Origin of the sequence: Salaquimonas pukyongi (assembly GCF_001953055.1) — a bacterium.
Classification (GTDB): Bacteria; Pseudomonadota; Alphaproteobacteria; order Rhizobiales; family Rhizobiaceae; genus Salaquimonas; species Salaquimonas pukyongi.
The window spans coordinates 39,052-64,033 of the sequence record NZ_CP019044.1 but is presented as its reverse complement, the minus strand read 5'-3'; the positions used below and the strand labels follow the sequence as shown (position 1 = coordinate 64,033).

The 24,982-nt window shown below is 59.8% G+C and carries 35 protein-coding genes and 2 pseudogenes; 23 read left to right on the top strand and 14 right to left on the bottom strand.

Features of this window, described 5'->3' with window-relative positions:
• Positions 1–48: 48 nt before the first annotated feature.
• From BVL55_RS00400 to BVL55_RS00360, 9 genes and pseudogenes are all read left to right on the top strand, one after another.
• A complete protein-coding gene (locus BVL55_RS00400) occupies positions 49–471 on the top strand; it encodes a VOC family protein (RefSeq protein ID WP_075997776.1) in 423 nt (140 codons plus the stop codon).
• Between the two features lie 32 nt (positions 472–503).
• On the top strand, positions 504–1,367 hold the full coding sequence (locus BVL55_RS00395) for an alpha/beta fold hydrolase (protein WP_075995246.1): 864 nt from the start codon (positions 504–506) through the stop codon (positions 1,365–1,367).
• Positions 1,368–1,431: 64 nt separating this feature from the next.
• Positions 1,432–1,914 (top strand): VOC family protein, encoded by a 483-nt coding sequence (locus BVL55_RS00390; RefSeq protein ID WP_075995245.1) that lies wholly within the window; start codon positions 1,432–1,434, stop codon positions 1,912–1,914.
• 4 nt (positions 1,915–1,918) lie between these two features.
• Positions 1,919–2,272: a GFA family protein gene (locus BVL55_RS00385; RefSeq protein ID WP_075995244.1), complete on the top strand. Its 354-nt coding sequence runs from the start codon at positions 1,919–1,921 to the stop codon at positions 2,270–2,272.
• 24 nt (positions 2,273–2,296) lie between these two features.
• Complete coding sequence (locus BVL55_RS00380) at positions 2,297–2,689, top strand: DUF1428 domain-containing protein (RefSeq protein ID WP_075995243.1); 393 nt, start codon at positions 2,297–2,299, stop codon at positions 2,687–2,689.
• A gap of 14 nt (positions 2,690–2,703) precedes the next feature.
• On the top strand, positions 2,704–3,147 hold the full coding sequence (locus BVL55_RS00375) for an SRPBCC family protein (RefSeq protein WP_075995242.1): 444 nt from the start codon (positions 2,704–2,706) through the stop codon (positions 3,145–3,147).
• Between the two features lie 42 nt (positions 3,148–3,189).
• Complete coding sequence (locus BVL55_RS00370; protein ID WP_075997775.1) at positions 3,190–3,606, top strand: SRPBCC family protein; 417 nt, start codon at positions 3,190–3,192, stop codon at positions 3,604–3,606.
• Positions 3,607–3,774: 168 nt separating this feature from the next.
• Positions 3,775–4,055 (top strand): annotated as a pseudogene (locus BVL55_RS00365) (hypothetical protein); the annotation flags it as partial.
• 179 nt (positions 4,056–4,234) lie between these two features.
• Complete coding sequence (locus BVL55_RS00360) at positions 4,235–5,479, top strand: site-specific integrase (RefSeq protein ID WP_075995241.1); 1,245 nt, start codon at positions 4,235–4,237, stop codon at positions 5,477–5,479.
• A 510-nt stretch (positions 5,480–5,989) separates the two neighbouring features.
• Here BVL55_RS00360 and BVL55_RS00355 read toward each other — a convergent pair.
• From BVL55_RS00355 to BVL55_RS00330, 6 genes are all read right to left on the bottom strand, one after another.
• Positions 5,990–6,430 carry a DUF411 domain-containing protein gene (locus BVL55_RS00355; protein ID WP_244530552.1) on the bottom strand — a complete coding sequence of 147 codons (441 nt, stop codon included), beginning with the start codon at positions 6,428–6,430 and terminating at the stop codon, positions 5,990–5,992.
• 97 nt (positions 6,431–6,527) lie between these two features.
• A complete protein-coding gene (locus BVL55_RS00350; protein WP_205410820.1) occupies positions 6,528–6,992 on the bottom strand; it encodes an SCO family protein in 465 nt (154 codons plus the stop codon).
• A 116-nt stretch (positions 6,993–7,108) separates the two neighbouring features.
• Positions 7,109–7,582, bottom strand: coding sequence for a copper chaperone PCu(A)C (locus BVL55_RS00345; protein WP_075997774.1), 474 nt, complete (start codon positions 7,580–7,582; stop codon positions 7,109–7,111).
• Positions 7,583–7,587: 5 nt separating this feature from the next.
• A complete protein-coding gene (locus BVL55_RS00340; protein WP_075995238.1) occupies positions 7,588–8,181 on the bottom strand; it encodes an SCO family protein in 594 nt (197 codons plus the stop codon).
• Positions 8,182–8,333: 152 nt separating this feature from the next.
• Positions 8,334–9,515: a ZIP family metal transporter gene (locus BVL55_RS00335; RefSeq protein ID WP_075995237.1), complete on the bottom strand. Its 1,182-nt coding sequence runs from the start codon at positions 9,513–9,515 to the stop codon at positions 8,334–8,336.
• Positions 9,512–10,699, bottom strand: a complete 1,188-nt coding sequence (locus BVL55_RS00330) for a multicopper oxidase domain-containing protein (RefSeq protein ID WP_083649278.1) — start codon at positions 10,697–10,699, stop codon at positions 9,512–9,514. The genes BVL55_RS00335 and BVL55_RS00330 overlap by 4 nt, the downstream gene beginning before the upstream one ends.
• A gap of 115 nt (positions 10,700–10,814) precedes the next feature.
• On the opposite strand from BVL55_RS00330, the gene mntR reads away from it, so the two are divergent.
• Positions 10,815–11,273: a manganese-binding transcriptional regulator MntR gene (mntR, locus tag BVL55_RS00325; RefSeq protein ID WP_075995236.1), complete on the top strand. Its 459-nt coding sequence runs from the start codon at positions 10,815–10,817 to the stop codon at positions 11,271–11,273.
• A gap of 8 nt (positions 11,274–11,281) precedes the next feature.
• Here the strand turns inward: mntR and BVL55_RS00320 are convergent, their stop codons facing one another.
• The 6 genes from BVL55_RS00320 to BVL55_RS00295 form a co-directional block, all read right to left on the bottom strand.
• Positions 11,282–11,869, bottom strand: a complete 588-nt coding sequence (locus tag BVL55_RS00320) for a DsbA family protein (protein WP_244530551.1) — start codon at positions 11,867–11,869, stop codon at positions 11,282–11,284.
• A gap of 68 nt (positions 11,870–11,937) precedes the next feature.
• Positions 11,938–12,375: a disulfide bond formation protein B gene (locus tag BVL55_RS00315; RefSeq protein WP_156892363.1), complete on the bottom strand. Its 438-nt coding sequence runs from the start codon at positions 12,373–12,375 to the stop codon at positions 11,938–11,940.
• The gene (gene lspA, locus BVL55_RS00310) at positions 12,362–12,829 is read right to left on the bottom strand and encodes a signal peptidase II (RefSeq protein ID WP_205410819.1); all 468 of its coding nucleotides are present in this window, start codon (positions 12,827–12,829) and stop codon (positions 12,362–12,364) included. Before lspA ends, BVL55_RS00315 begins: the two co-directional genes overlap by 14 nt.
• 14 nt (positions 12,830–12,843) lie before the next feature.
• Positions 12,844–13,467, bottom strand: a complete 624-nt coding sequence (locus BVL55_RS00305; protein WP_075995233.1) for a methyltransferase family protein — start codon at positions 13,465–13,467, stop codon at positions 12,844–12,846.
• A 1-nt stretch (position 13,468) separates the two neighbouring features.
• Positions 13,469–14,062: a methyltransferase family protein gene (locus BVL55_RS00300; RefSeq protein ID WP_083649277.1), complete on the bottom strand. Its 594-nt coding sequence runs from the start codon at positions 14,060–14,062 to the stop codon at positions 13,469–13,471.
• Between the two features lie 6 nt (positions 14,063–14,068).
• Positions 14,069–16,333, bottom strand: a complete 2,265-nt coding sequence (locus tag BVL55_RS00295; RefSeq protein WP_075995231.1) for a heavy metal translocating P-type ATPase — start codon at positions 16,331–16,333, stop codon at positions 14,069–14,071.
• Positions 16,334–16,415: 82 nt separating this feature from the next.
• On the opposite strand from BVL55_RS00295, the gene BVL55_RS00290 reads away from it, so the two are divergent.
• Positions 16,416–16,856 (top strand): MerR family transcriptional regulator, encoded by a 441-nt coding sequence (locus BVL55_RS00290; RefSeq protein WP_075995230.1) that lies wholly within the window; start codon positions 16,416–16,418, stop codon positions 16,854–16,856.
• Entirely contained in the window at positions 16,853–17,194 is a 342-nt protein-coding gene (locus BVL55_RS00285; RefSeq protein ID WP_075995229.1) for a YnfA family protein, read from the top strand. The genes BVL55_RS00290 and BVL55_RS00285 overlap by 4 nt, the downstream gene beginning before the upstream one ends.
• Before the next feature lie 20 nt (positions 17,195–17,214).
• Here the strand turns inward: BVL55_RS00285 and BVL55_RS16320 are convergent, their stop codons facing one another.
• Positions 17,215–17,580: a hypothetical protein gene (locus BVL55_RS16320; protein WP_156892361.1), complete on the bottom strand. Its 366-nt coding sequence runs from the start codon at positions 17,578–17,580 to the stop codon at positions 17,215–17,217.
• A 169-nt stretch (positions 17,581–17,749) separates the two neighbouring features.
• On the opposite strand from BVL55_RS16320, the pseudogene BVL55_RS00270 reads away from it, so the two are divergent.
• The 11 genes and pseudogenes from BVL55_RS00270 (at position 17,750) to BVL55_RS00225 (ending at position 24,259) form a co-directional block, all read left to right on the top strand.
• A pseudogene (locus tag BVL55_RS00270) lies at positions 17,750–18,660 on the top strand (IS3 family transposase).
• 85 nt (positions 18,661–18,745) lie between these two features.
• Positions 18,746–19,138, top strand: coding sequence for a multicopper oxidase domain-containing protein (locus tag BVL55_RS00265; protein ID WP_075995226.1), 393 nt, complete (start codon positions 18,746–18,748; stop codon positions 19,136–19,138).
• Positions 19,139–19,181: 43 nt separating this feature from the next.
• On the top strand, positions 19,182–19,517 hold the full coding sequence (locus tag BVL55_RS00260) for a hypothetical protein (RefSeq protein WP_075995225.1): 336 nt from the start codon (positions 19,182–19,184) through the stop codon (positions 19,515–19,517).
• A gap of 116 nt (positions 19,518–19,633) precedes the next feature.
• Entirely contained in the window at positions 19,634–20,131 is a 498-nt protein-coding gene (locus BVL55_RS00255; RefSeq protein ID WP_371274997.1) for a L,D-transpeptidase, read from the top strand.
• Positions 20,128–20,442, top strand: a complete 315-nt coding sequence (locus BVL55_RS00250; RefSeq protein ID WP_075995224.1) for a hypothetical protein — start codon at positions 20,128–20,130, stop codon at positions 20,440–20,442. The genes BVL55_RS00255 and BVL55_RS00250 overlap by 4 nt, the downstream gene beginning before the upstream one ends.
• Positions 20,439–20,915, top strand: coding sequence for a DUF411 domain-containing protein (locus BVL55_RS00245; protein WP_075995223.1), 477 nt, complete (start codon positions 20,439–20,441; stop codon positions 20,913–20,915). Before BVL55_RS00250 ends, BVL55_RS00245 begins: the two co-directional genes overlap by 4 nt.
• The gene (locus tag BVL55_RS00240) at positions 20,912–21,577 is read left to right on the top strand and encodes a L,D-transpeptidase (RefSeq protein WP_371274375.1); all 666 of its coding nucleotides are present in this window, start codon (positions 20,912–20,914) and stop codon (positions 21,575–21,577) included. The genes BVL55_RS00245 and BVL55_RS00240 overlap by 4 nt, the downstream gene beginning before the upstream one ends.
• Before the next feature lie 8 nt (positions 21,578–21,585).
• Complete coding sequence (locus BVL55_RS00235; protein ID WP_075995222.1) at positions 21,586–22,089, top strand: c-type cytochrome; 504 nt, start codon at positions 21,586–21,588, stop codon at positions 22,087–22,089.
• Between the two features lie 37 nt (positions 22,090–22,126).
• Entirely contained in the window at positions 22,127–23,305 is a 1,179-nt protein-coding gene (locus BVL55_RS00230; RefSeq protein ID WP_205410818.1) for a multicopper oxidase domain-containing protein, read from the top strand.
• Positions 23,305–23,637, top strand: coding sequence for a multicopper oxidase domain-containing protein (locus tag BVL55_RS16765; RefSeq protein ID WP_205410817.1), 333 nt, complete (start codon positions 23,305–23,307; stop codon positions 23,635–23,637). The genes BVL55_RS00230 and BVL55_RS16765 overlap by 1 nt, the downstream gene beginning before the upstream one ends.
• Before the next feature lie 10 nt (positions 23,638–23,647).
• Positions 23,648–24,259 (top strand): class I SAM-dependent methyltransferase, encoded by a 612-nt coding sequence (locus BVL55_RS00225; protein ID WP_075995221.1) that lies wholly within the window; start codon positions 23,648–23,650, stop codon positions 24,257–24,259.
• Positions 24,260–24,417: 158 nt separating this feature from the next.
• On the opposite strand, the gene BVL55_RS00220 is transcribed toward BVL55_RS00225, so the two are convergent.
• A complete protein-coding gene (locus tag BVL55_RS00220) occupies positions 24,418–24,891 on the bottom strand; it encodes a hypothetical protein (protein ID WP_075995220.1) in 474 nt (157 codons plus the stop codon).
• Between the last annotated feature and the right edge of the window lie 91 nt (positions 24,892–24,982).

The following is a 24,982-nucleotide window of genomic DNA, read 5'->3' as shown; positions in this document are numbered from 1 at the left end:
CTCAAGCCTTTCTCATCACAACACTTCACCACAAAGGGAGAAACCAAAATGGAACCGACGATCTATCTTTTCTTCAAGGGCAATTGCCTTGAGGCGATGACCCACTATGCGAAAACCCTCGGCGGCGAAATACTGGACGTTTTCCGCAATGCCGACGCCCCTGATCCGGAAAGCCGCATGTCCGGTGGGGACGACATGGTCATGAACATGGCAATGAAGCTCGGCAGCGCCACCGTCATGGCTTCCGACAATACCGAGGAGATGTATGACAAGCCTCAGGGCTTCCGCATCTCCATCGCGCCGACATCGCGCGAGGAATTCGACCGCATCCATGACGCGCTGGCAAAGGATGCGGAGAGCATCGAGATGGCGCCGGACGAGACCTTCTGGGCCGAGCGCTTCGCCATGTTCACCGACAGATACGGCACGCCGTGGATGCTCAATTTCGAAGGCAACAAGGGCTCTGCCTGAACGGAACTCGCCTCAAGTAAGGAGACACAATCATGTATCGAGCTTTCATTGTGACCGCATTGCTGGCGGTAGCTGGCCCGGCATTGGCCGACGATAGACGGGTGGGCAATCGCGTCGAGGTCAATGGTATGACGTTGTATTACGAGGTTTCCGGCGAAGGCGATCCGCTGATCGTCCTGCACGGCGCCTACATGAACATCCCCTCGATGGGCGAGATCATCCCGATGTTGGCCGAAACGCACCGGGTCTATGCGCTGGAGTTCCAGGGCCATGGCCGCACAACTGACCTCGACCGGCCGATCACCTATCCAAATCTTGCGGGCGACGTGGCCGCTTTCATGGATGCGGCCGGGATCGAGAAGGCTGACGTGTTCGGCTATTCGATGGGCGCCGCCGCCGGGCTCCGACTGGCCATCGACTATCCCGAAAAGGTCGATCAACTCGTCGCGGCCTCGGTCGCCTACGATTTCGAGGGATGGCAACCGGCGTTCAGGGACTTCGTCCCGCAGATGAATGTCGAGATGTTCCTGAAGATGCCGTTTGCCGCCGAGTACCGCGAGCTGGCCGCCGACCCGGACGGATTTCCGGCGCTCGTCGAAAAGCTGATCGCCCTCGAACACGAGCCAATGGCATGGGGCGAGGCGGTGAAGGCATTGGAAATCCCGGTGCTGATCATCACGGGCGACGCGGACGTCGCGACACTCGAACATACGATCTCGATGTTCCGCCTGCTCGGCGGCGGCGTCATGGGCGACATGGGACAGCCGCTGCCGGAGTCCCGCCTCGCGGTGATGCCGGCGACCTCCCACACCGCGGTCGTCAACCAGCCCGAGCTTCTGCACGCCTTCATAGAACCCTTCCTTCAGGGCAAAACGCCGAAGGGATTCTTCGAATAACGCGGCACCGGGCCGGCTACTCGCGCAAGCACTTGGACCAATCAACATCTTGAGGAAGAATATCATGACCGATCTCGTTGCCTGCCTGTGGTTCGATCACGGCGAAGCAAAAAAGGCGGCGGAGTTTTATGCTGCAACCTTTCCCGGCAGCCATGTTGATCGCGTGAACACCGCCGTCTCCGACTACCCCGGCGGAAAGGAAGGCGATGAACTGACCGTGGAGTTTACCGTGCTCGGCCGGCCGTTCATTGGCCTGAATGGCGGCCCCAACTTCACGCCGAACGAAGCGGTGTCCTTTATGGTGGTTACCGAGACCCAGGAAGAGACAGACCGCTACTGGAACGCCATCGTCGGCAATGGCGGGCAGGAGAGCGCCTGCGGCTGGTGCAAGGACCGTTGGGGTTTTTCCTGGCAGATCACGCCAAAACTGCTGCTCGACCTGACGACGGGGCCCGACAAGGAGAAAGCCGGACGCGCCTTCGAGGCGATGATGACAATGGGCAAACTTGACATTGCAGCGATCGAAGCCGCAGCGAAAGGGAGTTAAAACCATGGAGAAGCATTACAAGGGTGGATGCCAGTGCGGCGCTGTGGCTTATGACGTCGATGTCGATCTGGACGAGGTGATTACCTGCAACTGCTCGCGGTGCCGGCCGCTCGGCGTTGTCCTGGCCTTCGCGCCGCGCGACAATTTCACGCTGCATAAGGGGGCGGAAAACCTGACCGAGTACCGGTTCAACAAACACGAGATCGCGCATCTCTTCTGCAAAACCTGTGGCATCCAGAGCTTTTCCTACGGCCGGATGCCGGACGGAACCGAGATTGCGGCGATCAACGTGAACGCGCTTGAAGGGGTCGACCCGCGGGCACTGTCACCGACCCATGTCGACGGGCGCGCGACGTAAACGAAAACCAACCTGGAGGAACAGATGTCTTACATAGACGGATTTGTGATCGCGGTTCCCACCGCAAACAAGCAGAAATTCATCGATCATGCGAAGAATGCCGATGGCGTTTTCACCGACCTTGGCGCAACACGCGTCATCGAGTGCTGGGGTGATGACATTCACGACGGCAAGGTCACTGACTTTCGCAAGGCTGTACAGGCCAAGGACAATGAATCCGTCGTTCTTTCCTGGGTCGAATGGCCCGACAAGAAAACCCGAGACTCGGCCATGAAAACGATGATGGAGTGGATGGAACACCCGGAAAAAGCCGACCCGCGCATGGATCCCGAAAGGAACCCGATGCCGTTTGACGGCAAACGCCTGATCTTTGGCGGCTTTACACCGGTCGTCGAGGTCGAAGCCAATACGAAGTAAAGGGAGATCCAATCATGCCAAACACCGTAACCCTGCACCGAGTCCTCGCGGCCAAGCCCGAGAAGGTCTATCGCGCCTTTCTGGAACCCGATGCCGTGGCAAGCTGGCTGCCGCCCTTCGGTTTTACCTGCACGGTGCATGAACTCGAAGCGAAGGAGGGCGGCAAACACAAGATGTCGTTCCGCAACTTCACCACCGGCGACAGCCATTCCTTCGGCGGCACCTATCTCAAACTCGTCCCCGGCGAGACGCTCGTCTACACTGACACCTTCGACGACCCCAACCTGCCCGGCGAGATGAAAGTGACCGTCACGCTGAAACCGGTCTCGGTGGGCACCGAAATGACGGTGGTCCAGAAAGGGATACCTGACCTGATCCCGCCGGAAGCCTGTTACCTCGGCTGGCAGGAGTCGCTGCGAAAGCTGGCGAAGCTCGTGGAGCCGGAAATCAAACAGTGAGGGAGTGGCGCATGCTTGATGCATATCGAAAGGAAGGCAGACATGACCAAGCAGCAGATTACCATCAAAACCACGATCGACGCACCGGTGGAACGTGTATGGGAAGCCTATACCACGCCTGCCGACATCACCCGGTGGAACTTCGCCTCTGACGAGTGGTGCTGCCCGAGCGCCGAGGCTGACCTTAAAGTGGGCGGTGCCTATAAAGCGCGCATGGAAGCCAAGGATGGCAGTCTCGGATTCGACTTCGAGGCTATTTATGACGAGGTGGAGCCCAACAAGGCGCTCACATTGGTGATGACCGACGGCCGCAAGGCACGCACCACGTTCGTAACCACAGAAAACGGTACCGAGGTTACCACTGTCTTCGAAGCGGAGGATCAAAATTCAATTGCAATGCAGCGTGATGGCTGGCAGGCGATTTTGAACAATTTCAAACGCCATGCGGAGAACGGTTAGACCCTGTCGCTTTCGGGCGAAAACGAAAGTTCCCGCCAAGCAACTGGATCGGGCAACGTCTTTCGGTTGTTCCGATTCCATCAAAACGAAATTGCTCTGGGTCCGGCAGCGATAATCAGTCCAGTTTTGTGCAAGTTCACCCGCGAGCCGGCAAGCGGTAGTGCCTGTCCGTTCCATGACAAGGCGGTTACCGTCACACCATGCGGCGCATCTGTTTCAACCGCCAAAAGATCAACCTCAGCCAGGTCTTTGCCGGTCAAACCGTCGGCATCAAACAGACCGACGACAAAATCTGGCTGGCCAGTTTCATGGACTATGATCTAGGATATTTCGACAATGAGACATGCAGGCTGGAACCACTTCAAAACCCCTTCGGGCCAAAAGTGTTACCCATGTCTCCGGTATGGACCTGGCGAGTCTGGCGCACCCGACAGGATTCGAACCTGTGACCTCTGCCTTCGGAGCGGGCATTTAGGTGTTTTTCGCACTGTTCCCAAACATGGCCATATTTGGAAAATACCATTATAATCATGATGTTAGAGCAATATCACGATTGACGGCTTTGGACTGAGATTTCCGACTTTTCGCTGATTTTGCTTCCGTATTGCTTCCGTGCGGGACCGCTGCCATGCCGAAAATTTCCAAGCGTCTGATCGACCAGAGCCCGCCAGGTGCGAAGGATTATTTCCTGTGGTGTGACGAGCTGAAAGGCTTTGGTGTTCGCGTCTTTGCGACCGGCCAGAAGTCATTCCTGATCCAGTATCGCGACGAAAACAATCGGACGCGCCGATACACGATTGGCCGCTATGGTCACCTTACTCCCGACCAGGCGCGCACAGAGGCGATGAAGAAACTCGGTGAAGTTCGGATGGGGCAAAACCCATCCGAACAGAAACGGCAAAAAAGAGCCGACATGACCATCGCCGAGTTGTGCGATCAGTACATGGATGACATCTGTGCCGGTCGATATCTTACCCGTTTCAACCGGCCCAAGAAGGCAACCACGATCGCCACGGATGTCGGCCGTATCGAGACCCATATCCGCCCGCTAATCGGCAAACTTCCAGTAGCATCACTGGACCGCCGAACAGTGGAGCGGTTCGTCATCGACATCCGGGAAGGAAAGACCAAGCGCAACATCAGGTCCGGCAAAAAGCGTGGGCGCTCCATTGTCTCTGGTGGCGGCGGAACAGCGCGCCGGACCGTTGCGCTTCTCAGTGGCATGATGACCTATGCTCGCGACATGGGATTGTGCGAAGCCAATCCTTGCCATGGCATCAGGTGCGGCGTCGATCAGAAGCGGACGCGGTTCTTCCGGCCTCAGGAATATGAAGCATTGGGACGGGCGATGGTTGAATTGGAGGCAGAAGGGATCAGTTCTGTTGCCATCAACGCAATCCGGTTATTGACGCTTACGGGATGTCGCGTCGGCGAAGTGCGGTTGCTCAAGCGCCGGGAGATCGATGAGCATTGCGGCTGCTTCAGGTTGGAAGACTCGAAGACTGGCGCGCAAATTCGGCCAATCGGCTCGGCTGCCTTTGCGCTGATCAGTTCGCTTCCAAGTGACCGTTCATCTGAATTCCTGTTTCCGGCGGTCAGGGGTAACGGCGCGTATGATGGTCTGCGCAAAATTTGGATCCAGATTTGCCAACGCGCCGAAATCGAAGGTGCCGTAATGCACACGCTCCGCCACAGCTATGCCTCAGTCGCGGCTGAGCTCAACTATTCCGACGCTACAATTGCTGCGATGCTAGGACACAGCCTTGGCACGGTCACCAGTCGATATACGCATTTTGTGGACGAGGTGCTAAGAGCCAGCGCGGATCGTGTGAGCAAGGAAATCGATTGCCGAATGAAGGCATATTCACCCTAAAAAACCAAGAATGTCAGCGAATTGACTTCATTTTCTTATTGGTGATCGGTTCGACTCTTTGTAACGCCGGGTGCGGATGGGGCTTTTTCTTAAATCTTAAGACCGGCAAATGGGCGTCAATTTCTCTGGTTTCGATCAAGTTAGAGATTCCTTTGGTTGTATCGATACTGCGTCCTCACGCACTCCGCGCTCAATTGGCGTCTACCGGGGGCTGCCGGAATTGTTTCCGGTTGCCTAAAAATTTTTTGCCCTAATACGAGCGGCACCAATTTGCGCAATGTCGCGCGTTTTTCATGTTGCGATTGAGTTGTTAAGCAAACATATCGTCTGCTTCTGTCTCGCGGAGGAATTAGCGCGTCGATTGCCAAGGTTTACCCAACACCGACATTCTGGCTTTAACACAATTCGTAAGCATGAAGCTTTACATTAATGGTGCGACGGCAGCGGTAACCGCCTATGATTGCTCGTGGGTGAATGTGGAGGCGAATTGTCGATTCATGCGGGATGTGTTCACCCCAATTCCTCATAGCGGCTGAAGACCGTTCCGGAACCGTCACGAGCAATCAGCATGACCTCATAGGCCTCGCGTTCCTCTTCCGGCCCCATGCCGGGAGAGCCGTAAGGCATGCCTGGCACAGCCAGTCCGATGGCATCCGGCCGTTCGGTCAAGAGGCGTCGGATATCGGCGGCGGGCACGTGACCTTCGAGGACATAGCTGTCGATCATGCCGGTATGGCAGGAAATCATGCTCTGCGGCACCCCGACCTCGGATTTGTAGGTCATCAGGAGGGTGCCATAGCGTTCCTCCTCGGTCACGCTAAACCCTTCGTCGCGCAGGTAAGCGATCCAGGCATTGCAGCATTCGCACCCGGTTCCCTTGACGACATGAATGGCGCTTGTCTGGGCCCAGGCTGAAGTGGTCCCCAGCGCGGCGGTGACCAAGCCTGACACTATCAATGCTCGACGGGAAAATCGGATCTCTCGGGTCATTGTCCTACTCCGTTGCTTGTATGGTTTACGCCGGGGCCACCGGTTCCCTTTCGGCAGGTCACTGCATGGCCCTGCGGATCTTCGGCACCGCGAAGCGGCGGTCCTCGTGGTAGTCGATGATGCTCGCAAAGCGGCCATCGGCGCGAAACAGGAACACGCCAGCCGTGTGATCCATGGTGTAGTCGTCCTCACGCGGAACCTTCTCGAACCGGGCACGAAACCCCGATGCTGCCCGTCCGATCTCGGACAAAGTTCCGGTCAGACCAACGATGCGTGGGTCGAAATGCGAGAGGTAGTCGGCCAGAACTTCGGGCGAGTCACGCTCGGGATCGACGGTTATGAGCGATACGTTCAGCCGGTCGGCATCGGGGCCGAGATCGTCCAGCCATCCTGAAATGTCGCTCAGAGTGGTCGGACAGACGTCGGGGCACCACGTGAAGCCGAAGAAGACCATCGTTGGCCTGCCAATCCAGTCGGCTGGCCGCACCCGCTCGCCGCCATGGCTGATCAGATCGAAGTCCATTTCGGAAATCGGCACGGGCAGAAGGTCAGCCGACGACGACACGGCGCCACTGCTTCGCCACCAGCCGAGACCGAGGGTGAAGGCTAGCGCGCCGAGCCCTCCGCCAATGCCAAGAATTACTGCCCGTCGGTTTCGCAATCTGGTCCCTCCACGAGCAAGGACAGCACTTCAGCATTCACCGTAACGTCGCCTGCCACCTCGAATGTCAGGGTGACCGGGAAAGTCTCACCCTCCTTCAGCGCCGCAGTCAGACCCATCAGCATCCCATGATAGCCGCCTGGGGCAAGCTGCACGGTCTGACCTGCCGGCAGCGGGATCGACATCGCATGCGGCATCGAGGCGACTCCGTCCGTCACGGTGGTTTCATGCAGCATCGGCCTGCCGGCAGCCGGGGTCGAAATGGCGACAAGGGCGTCATCGGATGCACCGTCGTTGGTAATTGCGACATAGAAGACCGCCGGACGGCCCGCGCCGATGGTCGCGCGGGACCATGGGTTGGCTATGCTGAGATCACCAAATGTCGTGCTTTCGCAGGCTATTGCCGGGGACGCGGCCATCAGAATGAGGGTGGAAATGATCTGGGTCTTCATCGCGATCACAATCTCGATCTCAGGTCTGCAAGGATTTCTGCGGCGGGAGTGCCGTAGCTGAACTGCCGTAGCCATTCGCCGTCGGGTCCGACCAGATATAGCGCCGGGCTGTGGGACATTGAATACCCGTCCGGGGCGGTCGTGTCATCCTGACGCTCGTAGTGGATGTAGAAACTGTCCGCAGCCGCCCGCGTTTGTGTGTCGTCACCGGCCAGTCCCAGAATGGATGGGTGGAAGGCGCCGGTGAACTCCGCAAGTCCGAGCGCCCGATCCCGTACGGGATCGACCGAGATGAACAAGGGTTGCACATTGGCAGCCTGGTCGCCGAGGTCGTCCATGACCTGCGCCACCTCGGCCAGCGTCGTCGGACAGACGTCGGGACAATTGGTAAAGCCGAAGAAGACCAGCAGGTACTTGCCCTCAAAATCCGCTTGCGTCCGAAGCTGCCCTTCTGCGTCCGGCAGAGCAAAGGTCGGACGAAACGGCGCTTGTTCACCGACAGATGGACCGCGATCCTGAGAGAATTGCCATAACCCGAATGCCAGCGTGGCAAAAGCGGCGGCGGACCAGAGTATTTTCTGCAGGGTTCTCAATTGCATCGTCTTTGGCGCTCTTCTCTTTGCACTGGCTAGACCCTCTAGCGGCTATAGCTGCAACCCCTCGCCAGGAAGATCACGCAAGTTTGAGCGGCGATCAGAGGGCGACTCGCCGCCCACCCTGCAACGAGAGACAGGAAACGTCTGTCCACACGTCAGATCTTGATCAAGGCTGCCGTCGCATACATGAAGGCAATCCCGCCGAGGAAACCGCCAAGGACTGCGGGAGAAAACAGCGCCGCTTGCCGATCCGCGTTCTGGCGCAAAAGATAGGCGGTGACCTCGACCATGACCTGAAGGATCGCGCCCACCCCGACGGCAAGCGCCAGGGCCGACCATTGCGGCGCATAGGCAAGACTTCCCGCCCACATGCCAAGGATGGCCGGTCCCCCGGCGAGGAGGGTCAGAGCTGCGAAGGTCCAGAGGGCCGGGCGAGCCCGCAGCATCGGCGCCGCGATGCCGATGCCTTCGGTGACATTGTGCAGCGCAAAGCCGAGGACGAGGAAGGTTCCCAATCCCGCCGATCCGGCCGCGAAGGCCCCGCCGATTGCCAGCCCCTCGCCGAAGTTGTGCAGCCCGATCCCGAGGGCGATGAAGAAGGCGAGCGCGATCCCTTCGGGACTGCCGCGCCATCGCCCGACCGCCATCAGCATTAGGAAACTCGCAAGAGCCGCGAGCCAGACCAGGGCAGACCCCTGGAACAGGGCCGCTGCCTCGGCCGCCAACTCCAGTGCCTCCGATGTCATGTCGATAAGAAGGAAGGCCAGAAGGCCCACCGTGAGCGCGAGAAGGAAATTCATCCCGCGCCGCCCGACGCCTCTCATGGCGGGATAGAACATCAGGCCGAGCGCCACCGGCAGAAGCCCGACGACGGCCCCGACGACCGCCTGCAGCCGAATTTGACTGCCGGTGGCCCGGGGCGTCGAGACGGCGACGGCGATCTCGTGTCCAAAGGTCGCGCCGGTGTTGGTCAACAGGTTGACGTGATGGGCCTCGCCGTGGACCCAAGGATAGGGAATGCGCAGCCAGACCACGCCGCCCCGCGCGATCGGCCCCGGAGGATCCTGTCGGAAGTCCCAATAGGCGTCATCCACCGCGACCTGGGCGATCACCATGTCCTCCGAGCCGCCCGCGCGCACCAGGAGCGCGATCCCCGAACCATCGAGAATGGTGCGCTCGACCGTCAGCGCCTCGACCGGTGGCGCACCGTTGTTGAAGCCGCGCAACGGATCGAGCGAGGCGATCCAGACGAAGGCGCCCAGCATCGCGGCAAGCGGCACCGCGACCAGCAGCAGCCGGGTGAGGGGCGAGCGGGTGGGATGGCTCTGCTCGCTCATGCGCCGGGTTCCCTCACGTCGAACATGCCGACCCAGCCGAGTTCTGTGAATTCGGCCTGATGGGCGTGGAACATGTAGAGGCCGTCCTCATGGTCGGCGAAACTGAACTCGAGGATCCCGCGCTGCGCCTGGCATTGCATGATCACATCGACCGTGCGCAGGGTCGGCGTCAGCGTTGTGCCTGTGTCGTAGTAGTCGAAGAAATTCGCGTGCAGGTGGAACGAGTTGATCGGGTCGAACTCGGTCGCGTTCATCAGGTAGACGCGCACCGGGCGCGACTTGTCGATCCGGATCGGCTCGTTCATGTAGATCTGACCGACCGTGTTCACGGCGTAGATCTCGTTCTCGCCGTCGAAATTGGTGTCGAAGGCGTTCATCACCATCGCCAGCTCCTGCCAGCGCGCGTTTTCCGGGCTGCCAAGGACGCGGGACGCCGCGACGGAGGCAAGCGCGGGAACGGTCTGACGAGCCGGGTCTGGGTCGATCACGAAGAGGCCGTACATGCCCTTGTGCATGTGCCGTTTCAGCGGCAGGGCGTGGCAGTGGTAGAGGTGACAGCCAAAGGGCCTGGCGTCGAACTCGTAGATGAATTCCTCGCCGGGCCCGATCAGCCCGGCGCCGGGGACACCATCCATGCGGGCCGAGTGGATGCCGTGAAAGTGCATGGAATGCGGGTGCGATCCGAGGTTTCGGAACACGATCCGCAGCCGCTCGCCCTCGCGCGCTCTTAATGCCGGCCCGGGCACGCGACCGTTGAACGTCCAGGCCGGAAAGAACACTCTCGGCGCGATCTCGATCTCACGGTCAGAGGCGTCGACCTCGAAGGTCCGCAAGGTCCGGCCGTCGGGAAGGATTTTGGTGCGTCCGGTGTCCCAGTCGGTCAGCATCGCGGTCGGTTCGAAGCCGTTCCGGGCGTGGTCGACTTGGCCTACGGTCGTCATGCTGCCATGCGCCATGTCGCCGCTCGGGGCAGTGTAGGGATCGGTGGGCGTGGACATGTCGTGCCCCGCCATCGGGTCCGGCGGGGATTGCGACCGCGCTCGGCCCGCCGCGACAGCAGCTCCCCCCGCCGCGGCCAGTCCGCCGACGAGCAGTGCACGACGGGATGCCGAGACCGACGCCCAGTCACTGTTGTCTGGAGCGTGGGCTCTGTCGTGATCTCGTTTTTCGTTTTCGGAGGTCATGGACGTTGTCTCGTTCGGCCGCGCAGATACACACGACATGGCGTAAAAAGTTAGCTTCGGCTAATAATCATTGCAAAGACTTTACGAGTCAATCGGGTTCGTGCGAAAGTAAAGTATGTCGACCGACGAAAACCTAGCATCAGAACACCAGGAATCCGAAGCTCGCCCTGCCGAAGCCCGGGTGGAAGCCTTCATTGGCGTTCGAGAGGCGCGGCGCAGCGAAGTAGCCGAAGACTATGTCGAGCTGATCGCAGAGCTTATTCATGAGCAAGGCGAAGCGCGGCCCGTCGACATCGCGGCACGAATGGGGGTGACGGCGCCGACGGTTGCTAAAACGCTCGGCCGCCTGGCCCGTGACGGTCTGATCACGCGCGCCAAGTATCGCTCGGTGTTTCTGACCGAGGAGGGGCGCGCTCTCGCCAAGGAATGCCGCGAGCGGCACGAGATCGTCCTTCGCTTCCTCTTGCGCCTGGGGCTTGACCCGGAAACCGCTGAACGCGATGCCGAGGGGATCGAGCATCACGTCAGCCAGCGCACGCTTGCGCTGTTTTCGGACTTTGCCGACCGCAACTGACGCCCGTGTCAGGAATTCTCCACGGCGAAGCGGACTTCAGCGATCAGGCTGTCGGGGCTGAAGTTCTCCAGCCGTTTCTCGTTCACATAGAATGTCGGTGTCTGGCGAATCCCCAGAGCCTCGACGTCGGCAGAGTCCTGATTGAGCGTGCCGGTTATGCCCGGAAACAGCCTGTCGCTTTCGGCCCTTTCGACATCGAGGCCGGCAGCGGCAGCTATCTCCCAGGCAACGTCCATTTGAGGCGAACCGTGTACCGCCCAGCCTGGCTGCTGTTCGAGCAGGGCATCAAGAACCGGCTCGAACCTGTCCTGCATGCGCGCGGCCTCGAGGATGCGCACAGCCTCGTCCGAGCCTTCGTGAAACACCGTATAGCGCAACACCACCCGAACCTGCGTCGGGAACTGACGGCGGATTTCCTGAACCACTGGATGGTAAGCGCGGCAGGCCTCGCAGGAAGGGTCGAAGAACTCAATAAGCGTCACCGGAGCGTCCGCAGGGCCGAAAGTCGGAGAGTAGGGGCGGACAAGCAATGTCGGGTCCGCGGCCGGCGTCTCCCCTGCGGCCGCTTCTGCTTCGGCCCTGCGGCGACGTTTCATCAGAAAAGCTCCTCCCCCGAAAGCGGCAAGGCCGAGGGCAGAGGCCCCGATCAAGAGAGCACGACGGTTCATAGGCGGTTTCCTTTCGGCAGGATGAGACAGATCAGGATCGCGGAAAACGCGATCAGTGAGAGGTAGGGGATCGGGATGCTCAAGATCGCCTGCGCCTGATCGGTGCAGGACGGTCCGTCCCTTGTGCAGGGAGCAACGCTTTGCGGAATCCATCCTGCATAGAGGCCAGAATGCCAAATGGCCAGCGCCATGCCGGCTAGAGTCAACGTCAGGCTGTAGGGCCTTGCCATCCCATCGCCACGCCAGAGCGACAGGCCGAGGATTGGCACCAGCGGGAACATCGCGATGCGCTGATACCAGCAAAGCGTGCAGGGCATCTGCCCCAGCACTTCGCCGATGAAAAGCGCGCCAAGCGTCGCAGCCATTGCGATCAGGAACGCGACCGTGATGAGAAGCTCGTCGCGGTTCAGCCGCTGGGATTCAGGGTCGGTCAACAACAGGCTCCTTTCGGCCGCGTGACGGAAAAGAGGCGACAAGGATGCAGAGCGCACCCAAGGTTATCGCGATATCCGCACCATTGAACGTGGGCCAGTGCCAGTCACGCCAGTAGAGATCGAGAAAATCAGTGACGGCGCCCTGCCGCAGCCGGTCGATGATGTTGCCGAGCGCCCCGCCAACCACCAGCGCCAGCCCGCCCCGCTCCAATGGGTGGCGGGCACGGAAGGCCATCACGGCGAAGATCAACGTCAAGACGCCGGTCAGAGCTGCCATCAGGACCGGTCTGCCAGCCATGACGCCCGACAGCATGCCGAAGCTCGCACCCTCATTGAAGCCGAGCGTCAGGTTGAAGCCGGGAAGAACCGGCACCACCTCGCCACGCGAAAGCAAGGACAGCGCTGCGGCTTTTGTCAGTTGATCGGCCAACGTGGCCAAGCCGATCAGCGCCATAACCCATCGCATGTTCATTTGGCACCCATACGGCGAAGACCGATCCAGCGCGGGACCGAAGCGGCGTAGCGTTCATACTCCTGGCCAAGAGATTGGCGCAGGGCAGCTTCCTCGCTGCGAATCTGACTGGTGGCCGACCAAAGGAACAGAAGTGCCGCAAGGATTGTAGGGGCCGAAGGCACTGCGAGCGCGACGCCAGCCAGCAGAGCGGCCTGCCCAACGAATGTTGGGTTGCGGCTGAAGCGGAAGAGTCCGCTCGAAACCAGATCTCCGGTTGCGCCAGCCTGGACACCAACCCGCCAGGACGTACCCATCGATACCTGTGCGACAATCGCAAGTAGCGCTCCGCCACAGGCCAGGCCAACCCCTGCAAGCCCGATCAACGGGAAGCGTCCCGCGGTCCAGAGCGGGTCAAGCTTGTGAAGGCCTGGAAAGGCCAACCACGCGATTGGGCCGAGGAAGGAGAGCACAAAGGCCGCGCGAAATCCCGCCGCGGCCCAGCGGTCCCTTCCGCGTGCCGTCCCAAACAGCCAGACCGATCGTCCCGCAGCTTGTGAGATACGCGCGTTGCCCCAGAAAAAGCAGGCGAGATAGGCAATAAAAAGCCCGAGCGCGGCCCAACCGAACCAGTTGATCATGTCAGCATTCCGTCTGTTCGAAGTGGTGCGAAAAGCCCAGGAACCGGGCCGTTTGGGCTTTGTAAATCTCGAACTGCGCACCATGTGATTTCAGCAGGTTGCGCTCCTCGAGAAAGATCGCAGCGACATAGAAGCCAGCCCACACAGCCAGTGCAGCAAGGATCGGCGGCGTCGGGAACGCCAGTGCCCAGCCGATCTGCCCTGCCCAGGTCGCGACGTAGATCGGGTTTCGGCTGTAGCGGAACCAGCCGCCGCGCCGGAGTGGCCCGTCCTCGCCGAAGGCCGTGGTCCAGCCCAGTTGCAGCGTTGCAAGCACGGCGACACCGAAACCCGCGATCATGAGCGCCGCCCCGACAGCAAAGCATGCTGTCCCGAGCTCGGGCGCAGCACGCGTGGCCGAGAGGATCGTCAAGGCGACCAGGCCCCAGAACAGGCACCGGAATGGCCAGATGAAGCCAGCGTAGGCGCTGCCCTTTCGATCTGCAGGCGGCCAGAAACCCATGGTTTCGTCCTGCAACGCTAGTAGCGCGCGCATGAGCAGCCAAACTCCGGCAACGAAAGGTACCCATTGAACATATGCACTCAGGTCTGACATCCGCCGTCAGCCTTCCCGTTCCGGGTTGAACCGCAGGAGCCGCAGCGCATTCAGCGTCACCAGAACCGTCGCGCCGGTATCGGCGAGGATCGCGATCCAGAGGCCGGTGACGCCGATCACGGAGGTGACGAGGAAGACGGCCTTGAGCCCGAGCGCGATGGTGACGTTCTGCCTGATGTTTGCCATCGCGCCGCGCGCAAGACGGATCTTGCCCGGAATGTCCGTGACCCGGTCGCGCAGGATCGCCGCATCGGCGGTCTCGAGTGCCACGTCGGTGCCCGATCCCATCGCGACGCCGACGCTTGCCTGTTTCAGCGCCGGCGCATCGTTGATGCCGTCGCCGATCATCATCACGCCGCCATCGGCGCTCATTTCGCGGATCGCTCGGAGCTTGTCCTCGGGCATCAAATCGGCCTGGAACTCTAGGCCAAGCCGGCCGGCGATGGCGGCGGCCGTGCGCGGGTTGTCGCCAGTCAGGATCATCGGAGCGACGCCAAGCCGTTTCAGCTGTGCCACGGCTTCGGCCGCATCGGCGCGTGGCTCGTCGCGCATGGCGATCAGGCCCAAAGGCTGCTTCTCGCGGAACACCGCCACGGCGGTCTTGCCCTCATCCTCGAACCTGGTCGCCATCCGAACGCCAGCCCCGTCGAGCCCGCCATTCTCGCTGGCATGGCGCGGCGAGGCGACCCAGGCGGGAGCGCCGGCGACCTCGGCCGTGACGCCCTTGCCCATCAGCGCCCGCGCGTCCTTCGACGGGAGGGCTGCAACCCCCACCTCCTTCGCCCTGTTCAGAATCGCGACGGCGAGAGGATGGCTCGACCCGGTCTCGACCCCCGCGGCGACGGCCAGAAGCTCGGCTTCTGTGGTCGTGCCGAACGGCATCACATCTGTCACAGCCGGGCGCCCATGGGTCAGCGTGCCGGTCTTGTCGAAGGCGATGCGTTTGACCGATGCCGCGGCCTCGATCACCGCGCCGCCCTTCATCAAGAGCCCGCGCCGCGCCCCGGTCGACAGGGCCGAGGCGATCGAGGCCGGAACCGAGATCACCAGCGCGCAGGGGCAGCCGATCAGCAGCAGCGCCAGCCCGCGATAGACCCAGGTGTCCCAAGGCTGACCGAAGGCCAGAGGCGGCACCAGCACGACCAGGGTCGCGACCGCGACGATGGCCGGCATGTACCAGCGGCTGAACCGGTCGATGAAGCGCTCGGTCGGCGCGCGCGCCTCCTCGGCCTCTTCGACCAGCCGGATGATCCGGGAAATGGTATTGTCCTCGGCCGCTTTCGTCACCGTCACCCGCAACGCCGCCTCGGTGTTGATCGACCCGGCAAAGACCGCATCGCCCGGCCCCTTGGTCACCGGGACGCTCTCACCCGTGACGGGGCTGTCGTCGACCCCCGACGTGCCCTCGGCGATCTCGCCATCCGCCGGCACGCGGTCGCCGGGCCGCACCAGAACGGTCTGTCCCACGCTCAGGCTCGCCGCGGCCACCTCTCGTGTGCTGTCTCCCACCACGAGAAGAGCGGTCTTCGGCACGAGGTTCGCGAGCGCCCGGATCCCGTCCCGCGCCTTGCCGGCCGCGACGCCCTCCAGCACTTCGCCCACAGCGAAGAGAAACACGACCAGCGCCGCTTCTTCGGCCGCGTCGATGAAGAGCGCGCCAATGGCCGCGAGCGTCATCAGGCTTTCGATGGTGAAGGGCTGGCCCAGACGCAACGCGGCGAAAGCGCGGCGCGCCACCGGTGCCACACCGATCAGGCAGGCCACGACGAAGGGCCATTGTCCGACGGTCGGGACCAACAGTTCGGCGATCCAGGCCAGCCCAAGCAGGAAAGCCGTGAAAATGACCAGCTTGCCCTTGCTGGTCTCGTACCATCGCTTCCCCCGGTCTGCCGGGTCGTCGTGAACGTGACCCGGGCTGCCGTGACCGATGTCCCGGGATCTACCAGAGCCATCGGACGCATGGTCGTGGTCGGCGTGGTCGTCACCGCCGTGGTCGGGTGCGCTTGCGCCGGGCAAGACAAATTCCCTTTTCGCGTCGGCGCCGCGTGGCGCGATTCTATAGCCAAGCGACTTGACGACGCTTTCGACCTTGTCGCGTCCGGTCTGTGCTTCATCCAGCGTCATGCGCAACCGCTCGGACATCAGACCGACCTCGACATTGCTGACGCCGGGCAGCCGCCCGACCGCGTCCTTGACCTTGGTTACACAGGACCCGCAATCCATCCCCGAGACGGTCCAGTCGCAGGTGGTGTTGTTCTCTCGGTTCGTCATTACGGTCCTCTTCAACGGGCGATTGATTTCATCGAATCAGATATCTAATGTCTCTAGCAACTATAGCTTCAAGGGAAATCTGATGCTGACCATCGGAAAGCTCGGGGCAAAGGCGGGGGTCAAGGTGCCGACGATCCGCTATTACGAGCAAATCGGCCTTTTGCCCGAGGCCGAGCGCAGCGCCGGCAATCAACGGCTCTATGGCTCGAAGGCACTCGAAAGGCTTGCCTTCATCCGGCACGCGCGCGACCTGGGGTTCACGCTCGAGGCGATCCGCGACCTTCTCAGCCTTTCCGACAACCCTGATCAATCCTGCGCCGCCGCAGATGCCATCGCAAAGGCACAGCTTCTCGAAGTCGAAAATCGCCTTGCGCGGTTGACAGCCCTCAAGGCCGAGCTTGAACGCATGGTGGTGCAATGCGCGGGCGGCAGGATCGCCGACTGCCGGGTCATCGAGGTACTCGGTGACCATTCGCTTTGCGCCACGGACCATCTGCATCCCGAGACCGAGGAGACACCATGAACGTTCCGGCGACGCTCGCAATCTACGGCGGGGCTGCTCTGGCCGAGATCGCCGGTTGCTTTGCCTTCTGGTCCTGGATGCGACAGGGCGCCGGCGCGATCTGGCTATTGCCGGGGATGGTCAGTCTTGCCGTATTCGCGTGGCTCCTGACGCTGGCACCCGCCGAATTCGCGGGGCGCGCCTATGCAGCCTATGGCGGGGTCTACATTCTTGCGTCGCTCTCCTGGCTTTGGGTCGCCGAAGGACGCCGTCCGGATATCTGGGATCTCGCAGGCGGAACCGTTTGCCTGATCGGCGCCGCGATCATCCTGTTCGCGCCGAGGACGATCGGAAATTGAGGCGGCTATAAACCGAGTTTTCATGGCGGAAACTCGAACCGCAACGAATTTGTGATTTTCCTTTTAAAAATTTCGTATGGAGCTTCCTCTCCATTAATCTGAAGTCGATGGAAGTGAACAGCCTTTTCCGTTTGACCCTCCTTGTCGGTCTTCTTTTTGCATCGCTTGGCGGTTCCCATGCCGCGAATGCGGAAACGATGATAGTTGTGGAAAGCGAACAGGCCCTCCTCATTTCCGGCGGGCACGATGACATTCAGGTCAAGAGCGATAAAAGTCATTGTCCGGATGAAATCGACGAGTCCGTGCAAACCAACCCTGGCTCGGGTTGCTGTATCGCTGCGTGCAATGCGTTCCAGCTGTCCGAACCCGTGATTTCGACTTTTCATCGCCTGCCAATCCAGATATTGGTCCCGTCGATGGTCCAATCTGCCGAAGGTTTGAAGCCGGAGAGCGTTTACCGACCTCCCCAAGCCTAAGCGACGCGTTGATCTGCTTGGCCTGCTGCCGGTTTCGTGGACACCGAGATAAGGTGTTTAACGGAACAGGAGAATGGGAATGGGAAGAAGGAAGTTCAGCCGCGAGTTCAAGCTTGAGGCGGTTAGATTGATCAAGGATCGGGGCGTATCGGTCGCGCAAGCGTCCCGGGATCTGGACATTCACGAGAATGTGTTGCGCAAGTGGATTGCGGCTTTTGGGGCCGATCCGCAGCATGCGTTTCCCGGCCATGGCCAGATGAAGCCGGAGCAACTGGAGATAGACCGGTTGCGCAAGTAAGTCGCCAAGCTGAAGGCGGAGCGCGGCATCCTGAAAAAGGCGGCGGCCTACTTCGCGAGGGAAGTGACATGAAGTTCGCTTTTATCGCGAGGCACCGGGGCATCTGGCCGGTGGCATGGCTGTGCGCGGCGCTGGATGTCTCCCGTTCGAGCTTTCATGCCTGGCTGAACCGCAGCCCCAGTGCGCGTGGTCGCAACGATGAGGCGTTGGTGACGGCGATCGACTGCAGCTTCAAGAGCAGTGATCGCACCTACGGCGCACGTCGCGGCCGTCGTCGACCTGTTCTCGCGGCGCGTCGTCGGTTGGGCCATGAAAGCCGAGATGACGGCGGGGCTCGTGACCGACGCCCTCATCATGGCTATCTGGCGCAGAGGAAGGCCCGACAGCCTGCTGCACCACAGCGACCAGGGCAGCCAGTATACAAGCGAGCAATTCCAGCGGCTGATGGCCGATCAGGCCATCACCTCTTCGATTAGCCGGTCGGGCAATGTCTGGGACAATGCGGCGATGGAGAGCTTCTTCTCGTCGCTCAAGACCGAGCGGACGGCCCGCAAGCTCTACAGGACGAGGGATGACGCCAGGGCGGATGTGTTCGATTACATCGAGCGCTTTTACAATCCGCGGCGAAGGCACTCGACACTGGGGGCTATCTGAGCCCTGTCGAGTTCGAGGAACGCGCCATGCTAGCTTAACTGCGTGTCCGAAAAACCGGCAGCAGGCCACGGAGCCTGATCTGCCAAAGGCCCGGAGCGTGAAGGTCGTCATGGAAGGGGGGCCATGGGCGGTTTCGTCGACTTCACCTACAATGGCAAGCGACTTGAAGGTGAAGATACCCCGCATACCAAACAGGCATGGGCGTTCAACGGCGTCGCAAATCTTTCCGAAAAGCCGCTGTTTCAGGCCAAAAGCGGCGAAACCATTGTAATCGAGACCGTCAATCAAACCGGTTGGGTCCATGCCATGCATATACACGGCCATCATTTCCGGATCATCTCGCGAGGTGACAGCTTAGTCGATGAAGGTAAGCCGTGGCGGGACACTTTTTTGGTGGGCCCAGAGCAGACGACAAAGATTGCCTTTGTCGCGGATAATCCCGGCAAAAGGCTTTATCATTGCCATATGCTTGAGCACGCAGCGGCCGGCATGACGACGTGGTTTGAAGTCATCTGAGTTCTCAGTGGAAAATAAATTGGAAGGGCATTATAGTTTTTTCATGCGCAAGTTGTTGTCATTGCTCATGTTTGTCATGCTGGTCTTCGGGGCATTTTTGCCGCCGACAGCGCAAACGCATGCGGGCGGGCCTATTTCAATCAGTACGGCGCATGACAATATGGAGATTGCCGATCTTGCGGCCTCCATGACGTGTTGTCAGAAATCCGAGACGGGCATGGATCACAGGGCAGGCAATTGCGGGATGGATTGCCACTATCTGCCAGTGTTCCTGGCAAGTCAGCCATCGCCCGTCATGGCAAACGTGCGTAGCACGGCCCATTCAGGACTTCAGCGACAGCCAGTCTATTTTCCGCTGCGCCCTCCCATTTCAATCTGAGTTGTTTTTCACCGCCGCTTTAGGCGTCAACAAACACTTTCGATTGAGAGGGAAACATGCTTTCCAAACGCAGTTTCATGCTGGGCCTGGCGGCCTCGGCACTTTCGCCAGCATCAATGGCAAGGGCACACAAGCGCCCGTTCAAGCTTGATCCGCGGTTCGAGCCGCAGACCGTTCGCTTTTCCGGATACAGCCCGGGTACGATCATCGTCGATCCACGCAACCATTTTCTCTACCTGCAGACTGGCGTGGGAACCGCACGTCGGTATGGCGTCGGCGTCGGCAAAGCCGGATTGGCGTTCCGGGGTTCTGCAAAAATCGGGCGCAAGGCCAAATGGCCAAGCTGGACCCCGACCAAGAACATGATCCGCCGGGAACCGGGGAAATATGCCAAATACGCTAATGGCGTTCCAGGCGGTCCGGACAATCCTCTCGGTTCGCGCGCGTTGTATTTGTACCGCAATGGCCGCGACACAATGTACCGGATTCACGGCACAACCCAACCGTCTTCAATCGGGCGTTCCGTTTCAAACGGCTGCATCCGGATGATCAATGCGCATGTCGAGGACCTCTATGAGAGGGTTCCGGTGGGCGCAAGGGTGGTGGTGCTATGATGGAAAACAGTCCGCAAAAACTGTTCCCCTATGCGCTCTCCTCCAACGTGGCGAGAGTCCATGCGCAACCCATCGAAGGCGTTCGTGAGACACGCAATACCGGCCATTGGATCATGATCGCATGCTGCATTCCGATGGTCGGTGGTGCGGGATTGCTGCTCTGGGCCATGGGCCCTGACGCAAATTGGGCTGAACGGCTCGGCGCATTAGTACCAATCGGCATTTGTCTTGGTGCGCACCTCGTCATGCACAAGATCATTGGTCGGACCTGTCACGGCCAACACTCACAAAAAGGACAAGACCAGAAATGAAAACACTGATCAAAATCGCGGCCACTTCCTTGCTGGCTGCCAACCTGCTTACACTCCACGCCCATGCAGGCGAGACTGATGACAAGCATATTACCGTCTTCAAGACACCCTGGTGCGGATGCTGTCAGGTCTGGGTCGAGGCCGTCGAAAAAGCCGGCTACACGGTCGAGACCAAAGATATGGAAGACCTTTCCTCCATCAAACAACAGGCGGGGGTCGGCAAGGATCTTGAGGCCTGCCACACGGCGGTGATGGGCGGAGAGCGCAAATACGTTCTCGAAGGCCATGTGCCGCTGGAAGCGATGGAGAAGCTTATGTCCGAACTACCCGACATTCGTGGCATTTCCACACCGGGCATGCCGATGGGATCGCTCGGCATGGGTTATGATCCGAAAGCGCAGTACAAGGTGTTGGCCTTCACCGGCAAAACCGGAGAGACGCCTACGGTATTTTATGAGGCCGGAAAGCAATGAACCGGCGCAGCTTTATCATCGGGGCGAGTGCGACATCCGCACTTGCCCTGACTGGGTGTTCTACAATCGATGCCGTCGACCTTGAGCGCAAGGCAGCGCCCGCCGGGCCGCCGCCCGGTTTCGTCTCCATATATGGACCGATCCCCAGCGAGCAATTCCCGATACCGGCTGTCGATTTGACAAAGGTTCCGCAGCAGTTCTGGCGCAGGCAGGTCGATTATTCGTCACCCCACCCTGTCGGCACACTGATTGTGGATACCAACACATTCTATCTTCATCTGGTGCAGGAAGGCGGCAAAGCCATGCGCTATGGCGTCGGACTTGGGAGGCAGGGTTTTGAATGGTCTGGACGCGGCATGATCCAGTGGAAACAGGCTTGGCCCAAATGGACCCCGCCTGCTGAAATGATCGAACGTCAGCCCGAACTGGAGAAATGGAGCGCTGAGAATGGCGGCATGCCGCCCGGCCTGGATAATCCGTTGGGTGCAAGAGCGCTCTATATTTTTCAGAACGGCGAAGACACGCTTTACCGGATCCATGGATCGCCCGAATATTGGACCATCGGAAAAGCGGTCTCCAGCGGCTGTGTCCGTTTGATGAATCAGGACATCATCGACCTCTATAGCCGTGTACCCGGCGGTTCGACCCTAATCGTTGTGTAGGTCTTGCCATGTTTTCAAAACGCATTTTGATCATTCTTCTGGGCCTTTGCGCAGCCGGTGCAATGATCTTCTTCGGCGTGGAGTTGCTTGGACGGGACGATGCGCAGGCCAATGCACTGCTTCGTCCAGAAGATCGGAGCCTTGTTGCCTTGGGCAGCACAATTTACGCTGACAATTGCGCGTCCTGCCATGGCGCCAATCTGGAAGGTCAGGTCGAGGATTGGAGATCGCCGGGGCCCGACGGATTGATGCCGGCGCCGCCACATGACGAAACGGGCCACACATGGCACCACCCTGACGAAATATTGTTCAAGATTACCAAGCTCGGAATCGTCAAGGCTGCCAATTTGAAGGACTACAAATCGGCGATGCCCGCCTACGAGGGTATCCTGTCCGATGCGGAAATCGTTGCGGTTCTATCCTATATTAAAAGCACATGGCCGGACGAAGTCCGCGCCGGACACGACGAGATGAATGCACGTTATGCCATGGAACCGGCGGAGACGCGATAGAGGCTGAACAACCAGCCAACTTGAAAGGAATATCCCCATGCTGACACGCCGCAAAGTACTTGCAGGTGGCGCGGTTCTGGCTGCGGGTGCGGCTGCTTACGGCATCATGGATGGCCGTAGCTCCATAAGCCTCGCCAAAGCAGCAAATCTGCCGCGCCTCAAAATGCCGCCATTGCTGGATACACTGGCGTCTGGTCGATTTGAGCTAATGGCTCAAGCCGGTGAAACCCGCTTTTTCGATGGGAGATCGACACCGACACTAGGTTTCAACCAAGCCTATCTTGGTCCGGTTGTGCGAATTCAGAATGGACCGCTGCAACCGAAGGTCGCCAATGCCCTCACGTGGCCCGTCAGTTCGCACTGGCACGGCCTGCTGGTTCCCGGCGAACACGACGGCGGGCCGCATCTTCCGATTGCACCGGGTTCCAGTTGGTCGCCGGACATGGAAATCAGCCAACAGCCCTGTACCGCCTTCTTCCATACCCACATCCATGGACGGACTGCACAGGATGTTTATGCCGGGCTGGCCGGCGTAATCCACATCGTTGATGGCCGCGATGGCGAGCGAGGCTTGCCGGAATCTTATGGCACGGACGATCTGACACTCATTGTTCAGGATCGAAGGTTCACCGGAAACGGCAACATGGTCTACGCGAATTCCATGATGGACATCATGCACGGAATGACCGGCGAAACCATTCTGGTGAACGGCCAATTCGGGACCGCTGCCCATGTGCCCAAGGGCATCGTGCGACTGCGTCTCGTCAACGCCTCGAACGCGCGGATTTATTCATTTTATCTCAGTGACTCGCGACCGATGCATCTCATCGCCACGGATGGCGGATATCTTCCCCGGCCCATGGCACTTGAAACTTTGCGTATGGGACCTGGAGAGCGCGCTGAGATCCTGGTCGATTTCACGAGTGGGCAGGCCGTGTCGCTGATGAGCGATGGGGATCCCAATCAAGGGATGGGAGGCATGATGGGCCGCGCGCGTGGTATGCTCGACGGTTTGACAGGCGCGCGGCGTTTTGAGGTTTTGCCGTTCTTGGTCGATGAACGTCTTCCTGCATCTGTCGACCTCTTGCCTGATGCGATTGGAGGCGAACCGCCCGCGCTCGCGGATTCCGAAACCATCAAAACCAGACGCTTCTCGCTCGACATGGGCATGGGAGGCGGCATGATGGGACGCGGCGGCATGATGGGGGAGGCATGATGGGCGGCTTCGCCATCAACGGCGATCCGTTCGCGATGAACGTGATCAACGAACGTGTGAACCTTGGCGATACCGAGAGATGGGTCGTGAGCACTAACATGCTTGCTCATCCGTTTCACATTCACGGAGTGGCGTTTCAAGTCATTCGCGAAAACGGCAGGGATCCGTTGCCCGAAAGTACGGGGTGGAAAGATACGCTTGTGATCGATCAGGAGAGCGAATTACTTGTTCGGTTTACCCATCCTGCGGGCTATGAAACGCCGTTCATGTATCACTGCCATATCCTCGAACATGAAGACGGAGGTATGATGGGGCAGTTTACGGTGAGTTGAGGCGCATCAGATGACAGACTTGGAGGAACATTGGGAAAAAGCTTACGAAAAGGGCGACAGTAGCGTTTCCTGGTTCCAATCGACGCCCGAACCGAGTCTGGGACTGATCCTAGAGCATCGTGCAATTGCTAAACGCGGCGTCATCGATATTGGCGCCGGGGCATCCGCATTGGGAGACGGACTTTTCGAGGCCGGACTTAGCGACATCACACTTCTGGACATATCGGCCCGTGCACTTGAGATCGCGCGGCGGCGCCTGTCTGAAAAGGGATTCGTGCCCAAAATCGTCATCCACGACATCACAGACTGGAATCCGGACCGGACATGGGGTGTCTGGCACGACAGGGCCGTTTTTCATTTTCTCGTGCGCGAACAGGACCGGACTGCCTATATTGAACGCCTCGACAAGGCGACCACCAAGGGATCGATAGTGGTTATCGGGACCTTCGCGTTGGACGGTCCCGAAAGATGCAGTGGACTGCCGGTTCATAGATACTCCCCGGAAACATTGCAGGACGCTCTCGGCGCGGCGTATTCGCTAAAGAAAACTTGTCAACACATTCATGTCACCCCCGCTGGCCGGGAGCAAAGGTTTCAGTTCAGCGTCTTTGTGCGCGAATGAACTCACTCAGGATTACGGTTGAGACTTTGCCGGAACGGCAGTGGTTCATTTCATCAGGTATTTCACCAAAGCGGCGATCATCAGCAGAACCAGTATTCCGATGAGCCACATCCAGATCCCGCCTGCTCCCATCATGCCGCCATATCCGTCGTTCATCATTATTCGGTCTCCCTTGCCTTGATCCCTGCAATCTGGGTTCTTGTTAGCCAAAGCGCGGCTAGCGGCACGATCAGCCATTGCAGAAGCGGGCTGAGGCCTGTCCCGAAGGGTGGAACGAGCGGCATCAGTTCGGAATAGGTCCATCGCAGGGACACTTGGGTGTAGTAGTACTCGAAACCGATGGTCAGGCCGATCCCGATACCCAGATAGAGCAGATATTGTCCAGTCGTGGGATTGTGCAACCAATGCCTTGTCCGGGCTACGATACTGGTCGCCACGAATGCCGTGAGGGCGAAACCCACATCACCGAACGTGGCCGACATGCAAAGCTTTGTACCGTCCCAATGGTTCATTTCGACCATACCGGCATAGGTAGGCGCCTGCACGAATTCCCACACGAAGTGCAGCAGAAAGGAAAAAAATGCGATGTTGAACTCCGGCGACGCCAGAATTACCCGAAATCCAGATCTCATGGTGCCTCTATGCACCGTCCAGCTGCTGGAAAGTCAAGCGTGACCCGTGATTTGTATCACTGATCCGCCCCGGATTTAGCTTCCGATGAAG